Origin of the sequence: Microbacterium sp. Leaf351 (genome assembly GCF_001423825.1) — a bacterium.
GTDB classification, from domain to species: Bacteria; Actinomycetota; Actinomycetes; order Actinomycetales; family Microbacteriaceae; genus Microbacterium; species Microbacterium ginsengisoli.
The window spans coordinates 153,135-157,395 of sequence record NZ_LMPK01000002.1; the positions used below are offsets into that span (position 1 = coordinate 153,135).

At 75.1% G+C, this 4,261-nt stretch carries 6 protein-coding genes; 3 read left to right on the top strand and 3 right to left on the bottom strand.

Annotated features, from left to right (window positions below; translation table 11 throughout):
- On the top strand, window positions 1-337 hold a 337-nt coding region (locus tag ASG00_RS01260), incomplete at its 5' end, for a cytochrome P450 (RefSeq protein ID WP_156456169.1).
- A 19-nt stretch (window positions 338-356) separates the two neighbouring features.
- Here the strand turns inward: ASG00_RS01260 and ASG00_RS01265 are convergent.
- Both ASG00_RS01265 and ASG00_RS01270 read right to left on the bottom strand, forming a co-directional pair.
- Window positions 357-860, bottom strand: coding sequence for a nucleoside deaminase (locus ASG00_RS01265; protein WP_235557461.1), 504 nt, complete (start codon window positions 858-860; stop codon window positions 357-359).
- Complete coding sequence (locus tag ASG00_RS01270) at window positions 857-1,951, bottom strand: XdhC family protein (RefSeq protein WP_056206245.1); 1,095 nt, start codon at window positions 1,949-1,951, stop codon at window positions 857-859. The genes ASG00_RS01265 and ASG00_RS01270 overlap by 4 nt, the downstream gene beginning before the upstream one ends.
- A 47-nt stretch (window positions 1,952-1,998) precedes the next feature.
- On the opposite strand from ASG00_RS01270, the gene ASG00_RS01275 reads away from it, so the two are divergent.
- The gene (locus ASG00_RS01275) at window positions 1,999-2,595 is read left to right on the top strand and encodes a nucleotidyltransferase family protein (RefSeq protein ID WP_235557462.1); all 597 of its coding nucleotides are present in this window, start codon (window positions 1,999-2,001) and stop codon (window positions 2,593-2,595) included.
- Complete coding sequence (locus tag ASG00_RS01280) at window positions 2,592-3,428, top strand: hypothetical protein (RefSeq protein WP_056206247.1); 837 nt, start codon at window positions 2,592-2,594, stop codon at window positions 3,426-3,428. Before ASG00_RS01275 ends, ASG00_RS01280 begins: the two co-directional genes overlap by 4 nt.
- A 6-nt stretch (window positions 3,429-3,434) precedes the next feature.
- On the opposite strand, the gene ASG00_RS01285 is transcribed toward ASG00_RS01280, so the two are convergent.
- On the bottom strand, window positions 3,435-4,261 hold an 827-nt coding region (locus tag ASG00_RS01285), incomplete at its 5' end, for a 2-hydroxyacid dehydrogenase (RefSeq protein WP_056206250.1).

Consider the following 4,261-nt stretch of genomic DNA (forward strand, 5'->3'; position numbering starts at 1 on the left):
GATCGCGTTCGGGGGATTCGAGGCGTCGCCGGGCGACGTCGTCGGGGTGTCGCCCTGGGTCATCCACCGCAGCGCGCGGTGGTACGACGAGCCGACCGTGTTCGATCCCGATCGGTGGGAGCGCCGGCCCGGCGGGCTGCGCTATGACTTCGTGCCGTTCGGTGCGGGGCCGCGCGGGTGCATCGGCGAGCAGTTCGCGTGGATCGAGGCGACCCTCATCGTCGCCATGCTGACCCGCGCGCTCGACATCACGGTCACCCGTCCGGTGCGGCTGGAGTTCACGGTCACGCTGCGGCCGCGGCGGGGGATCGCGGCATCCGCTCGTCGCCGGTCGTGAACGGTGCTCTCGGCCCGGGTCAGATCCAGAAGCCGTCGTGCACGGCCGCCGCCTCGGGCAGCAGCACCGGTCCGATGACCTCGATCGGGCGCCCGCCGCGGGCGAACACCTCGCGGCAGGGGAGCGCGAGCGTCGGGATGCCCTCCTGCGCCTGCACGATGCGGATCAGCTCGTCCTCGCCGAGCGCATAGACGACGCGCGGGATCCCCGCCCAGTAGATCGCGCCGGTGCACATCGCGCACGGCTCGGTGCTCGTGTAGAGCGTGGCGCCCCGCAGCGCCTCGGTCGTGAGCCGCGCGGCGGCGGCGCGCACGAGGTTCGTCTCGGCGTGGCCGGTCGGGTCGTCCTGTGTGACGACCGAGTTCAGGCCCTCGACGACCGTGCCGTCGGGCGCGACCACGACGGCCCCGAACGGATGGTCGCCGCGGTCGCGGGCGGCGCGGGCGAGGGTGATCGCGTGCTCGAGATGGCCGAGGTCGACGGGAGCGAGCGCGTCGGCGGGCAGTGGCGGGGTGAGGCTCACCGGTGTGCCTCCAGGGTCGCGAGGGCGGGCAGGGCACAGGCGGATGCCGCGGCGTCCGCCTCGGTCGGAAGCATCGTGTCGGCGGCGGCGCGGGCGTGGATGGCGCCCCGGCGCTCTCGCAGCGGCACCGCGGATCCGCCGTGGCGTGCTGCGACGATCTCGGCGAGCACCGAGAGCGCGGTCTCCTCGGGGGTGCGTCCGCCGAGGTCGAGCCCGAGCGGCGAGTGCAGCCGGGCGAGGTCGTCGTCGCCGAGCCCCGCCTCGCGCAGCCGCGTGGCACGGTGCGCGACGGTCGAGCGGGCGCCCATCGCCCCGACGAAGCCGACCGGAAGCCGCAGCGCGACCTCGAGGGCGGGCACGTCGAGGCGCTCGTCGTGGGTGAGCACGCAGATCGCAGTGCGGTCGTCGAGGTCGACGGGGTCGAGCGTCGCGAGGAAGTCGTGCGGCAGGTCGACGACGATCCGGGTTGCCGCGGGGAACCTCTCGCGCGTCGCCAGCAGCTCCCACGCGTCGCACACGGTGACTGCGAAGCCGGCGGCGGCGGCCACCCGGCATAGCGCGGCGGCGTGCTCGCCGGCACCCAGCAGGTACAGCGCGGGCGGGGGCGTCTGCACGACGGCGAGCACGGGGCATCCGTCATGCTCGCCGAGGCGCGTCTCGCTGCCGCCGGCGTCGAGGGGGAGGATGCGGCCGGTGTCGGGCCCCGCGGCAACGATGCCGACCGCCGCGCGGCGACCCGCCGCGACGCGTTCGAGAGCGTCGCGCACGACCGTGTCGGCGGGATCGAGCACACTGACCACAGCCTCGATCGAGCCGCCGCAGGCGAGACCGGCGGCGTAGGCCTGCTCGTCGGTGAAGCCGAAGCGCGCGGTCTGACCCCGTCCGGTCGCCAGGCACGAGAGGGCGAGCGCGACCGCATCCGCCTCGACGCAGCCGCCGGAGATCGAGCCGATCGCCCGCGCGTCGGACGTGATCGCCATCGCCGCGCCGGCGCCGCGCGGCGCCGAACGCGCCACGTGCGCGACCGTCACGACCGCGACGCGCTCGCCCGCCGCGAGCAGCGGCAGCAGGTCGGTCGCAAGCTCGAGCATGCCGCCACGCTAGCCCTCGCGTGTTTCGGGCGGGCTACGCTGGCGCGGTGGACGTGACGCCGTTGCCGGTCGTGGGGGCACCCTGCGGGATCGTGCTCGCGGCGGGCGCGGGCACCCGCTACGGCGGGCCGAAGGCGCTCGCGGCCGATGCCGACGGCACGCCCTGGCTCGACCGGGCGGTGGCGCTTCTCGCCGCGTCCGGCTGCGACCCGGTGCTCGTGACGGTGGGCGCCGCCGCGGCGGAGGTCGCCCGGCGCATCCCCGCCCCCGGTCGTGCCGTGCTGGTGCCCGACTGGAACGACGGGCTGTCGGCGAGCGTGCGCTCGGCTCTGGACGCCGCGGCCGCGACCGGGGCGGAGCTCGCGGTGATCGTGCCCGTCGACACCCCGACGCTGCCGGCGGCCGCGGTCGCGCGCGTGCTCGGGGCCGCCGCGGAGGCCGCGGAATCCGCTCTCGTGCAGGCGACCGTCGCGGGCGCCCCGTCGCACCCGGTTCTGATCGGGCGCGACCACTGGGCCGCGGTGGCGGCCACCGTCGCGGGCGACCGGGGTGCCGGCCCCTATCTCGCCGCGCACGGGGCGACATTCGTCGCCTGCGACGATCTGTGGGATGGTCGCGACATCGACGAACGGCCCGCGCCGTGACCGGCGACGAACGCGCCGAGCTCGCCGCGCTGCGACTGCGCGCGTACGGACCCCACGCCGACATCGCGGGAGATCCCGTCGCGCTCGCGCGCCTCGACGTGCTCGAGGGCCGCAGGGCGACGGATGCCGCGGCCCCCGCGGCGACCGTCAGGACACGATCGGTCCTCGAGCCGCCCGTCGTCCGCCCCGCGGACGATCCGGCCACCGAGTCGGGCGCTGTGCCGGGGCCCGGTGCCGGAACGCGTGCGAGCGGTGGGGGTGAGCGCGACGCGGATGGGGCGGCATCCGATGTGTCGCTGTGGCGTCGCATGCGCCCGCGCGTCGATCGGGTCACCGCGATCTGGTGGATCGCGAGCCTCGTCGTCGTGGCCGGGCTGTCGACGGGTACGACGCTTCTCGTCACCCACGTCGTCACCTCGCAGCACGCCGCCGTGCTGCAGCGCATCCCCGGTGATGCGCCGTCGGCAGTCATGTTCACGGGCACGTCCACCTCGTCGCGGGCGTACGAGTCGTACCTCGGGATGTCCGTCTACACGGTGATTCCGCCCGCGGGAGACATGCGGTGCATCGCCGTGATCCCGCAGCCCGATGTCTATCCGGATGCCTCGCTCATCGGCTGCGCACTCGGCACCCTTCCGGTCGTGGTCGATGTGCGTATCGGCACGAGTGCGGACACGAACCCGCTCGCCTCGAACGGTCGTCCGGTCGTCTTCACGCCCGCCGTCGAGCAGGCGTTCCCCGACGGCGCCGATCTGCGGTTCACGGCGCGCGACGACACCGTGACGGTCGACGCCTACCCGGTCGCCCGCACCCCGGTCACGCCCAACTCGTAGCCGCGATCAGCCGGCGACGACGATGTTTATCGGTGCGGCGCCGCGTGCGGCGCGCGTGATCTGATCGCGCAGCACGCGCACCAGGCGGGGGCGCATCGCGCTCGACGCCCCGCCGACGTGAGGGGCGATGAGCACACCCGGCGACCGCCACAGCGGGTGGTCGGCGGGAAGCGGCTCGGGGTCGGTCACATCGAGCGCGGCGCGCAGGCGCCCGGACGCGGTCTCCGCGACGAGCGCGTCGGTGTCGATGAGCGGCCCGCGGCCGACGTTCACGACGAGCGCGCCATCGGGGAGCAGGGCGAGCGCGGCGGCGTCGATGATGTGGCGCGTGCTGTCGCCGCCCGGAAGAGCGAGGATGAGCACCTCGGTGCGCGGCAGCAGGTCGGCGAGCTCGGCGAAGCCGTGCACGGCGACGCCGTCCTCGTCGCGGGCTCGCGAGGCGACGGCGGTGAGGTCGACCTCGAACGGGATCAGTCGCGCGCCGATCGCCTTCCCGACGCCGCCCCAGCCGAGCACGAGCACACGGCGGTCGGCGAGGCTCGTGCCGAAGACCGGGTTCCAGGTGGCGGTCGCGGTGTCGCGGGCGAACTGGTCGAGGCGCCGCAGCGACGCGATCGCGAGACCCACGGCGAGCTCGGCGGTGGAGGTCTCGTGCACGCCCGCGGCGTTCGCGAGCGGAACGCCCGCGGGCAGCAGTGCGGCGATGCCCTCGTAGCCGATCGACTGGCTCTGCACGAGTCCGACCTCGACCCCGGCCAGCTGCCCGAGGGCGGCGTTGAGGTTCTGGTACGGCGGTACGACGATGTCGATGCGGTCGCAGGGGGCGGGGCCGG